Here is a 1,372-nt window from a genome sequence, read left to right as displayed (position 1 = left end):
CGATGGACCGAAGCGGGGCCGATCGCGGCATAGAAGACGTGGAGGAGATCAAGAACGCAACCGGGCTGAACTGAAGCCCAGTGCCCGAAGTCCCGTCGCCGGGACGGTGGATCCGGTGAAGCCGTTACACGCCCAGTGGCCGTCATCTGACGAACCACGCGTATCTAGATAGGCTCACCGCTCCCTCTGACAGCATGATGTGGCGGCCAGGCGTTGACCACGGACAGAAGCATGAGTTCGGCGGCGTGACGTTCACTCGGGAGGCTTGACATCATCGGGCCCATTACAGAAGGGCGTGTACTCATTAATCGGGACGCCGTTAGACGTCCGCTATGCCCCCGATAGCGGCGCGAAAGCGGACGTCGCAGGACTTCCGCGTTGGGCCACAAGCGGCCGTCCGGTCAAGGATGCAATGCGCTGGTTACGAATGGGCGCGTCACGTCGGCCAATCCTCTTCCCAAGTAGTGCGCAGTAGCCAGATCAGAGTGCGGCAACTCCCCATCGACAATTTGGGTCGCCAATCCGATCTGGCTTCCCAGGCGGTTGCGGCCGCGCTGATCGTTACCACCCGGGATGTTAAGGCTGCACCACAGCATGCCATGTTGAGCGGCCAGCACGGTGAAATAGGTCAGGGTGTGGCCCTGATCGCCGTTCGCGCACGAGCCTGTCGTGAAGCCTGCGGCGACCTTGCGCGCCCAGCGCTGCTCACTCCATCTTTCACTGGTCGCATCAGCAAATGCCTTGAACTGAGCCGCCGGCCCACCCATCAACGTTGGGCTGCCAAAAGCGACTGCATCCGCAGCATCAACGGTGTTCATGGTGCATTCATTCTGAAAGCGCCCTGCGACAATGTCGTCGCCGACAATCCGGCACAATGTCGCATTTGCGACTTCTGCAGCTCCTGCTTGGATCGCTTCCGCTAACCTTGCGGTGGTCCCCGTTGCAGAAAAGTAGACGATGGCGAGCCTGATCAAGTGCTGCTCCTGCCCCTGTTCCAGCTCAGTTTAGCCGGAAGGGCAAGGTTGGCTCAATGCCCCTTCTCATCGCTTAAGCATGAGCGCCGACTTCCGCTTCGGGTCTTGGTCGTGTAAAAACGGTGCCTAAGGGTATCTGGCCCGGAAGGCAGGAGACACGCAGTTCTCAGGCCGCGATCGCAGCGATCAGCGGCTTGATCCCGACGATGTTCATGACCCTTGTTAGATTGTACGCCAGAACCGAAAGAGCCATCTCGGCGGCTACTTTCGGAAGCGTTTTGGTCAGGAAGTGTGTCGCGCCCATGCGGGCCTTCATTGTGCCGAACGGATGCTCGACGGTCTCGCGACGTTGACGCATAGCCATCGGGTTCGCATCAAGGCGCTGCTGCACAGCATCG

2 protein-coding genes are annotated in these 1,372 nt (G+C 60.1%); both read right to left on the bottom strand.

The features are described 5' to 3' along the window. Positions 1–401 precede the first annotated feature (401 nt). On the bottom strand, positions 402–974 hold the full coding sequence (locus tag E4K65_RS46640) for a flavodoxin family protein (protein WP_135179755.1): 573 nt from the start codon (positions 972–974) through the stop codon (positions 402–404). Between the two features lie 166 nt (positions 975–1,140). Continuing rightward, positions 1,141–1,372, bottom strand: a 232-nt coding sequence (locus E4K65_RS46635; protein ID WP_167771705.1) for a transposase, incomplete at its 5' end; no start/stop codon positions are given.

Origin of the sequence: Bradyrhizobium niftali (assembly GCF_004571025.1) — a bacterium.
GTDB lineage: Bacteria > Pseudomonadota > Alphaproteobacteria > Rhizobiales > Xanthobacteraceae > Bradyrhizobium > Bradyrhizobium niftali.
Note: the sequence above shows the minus strand (reverse complement) of the source record. Positions and strands in the feature narration are given on the sequence as shown.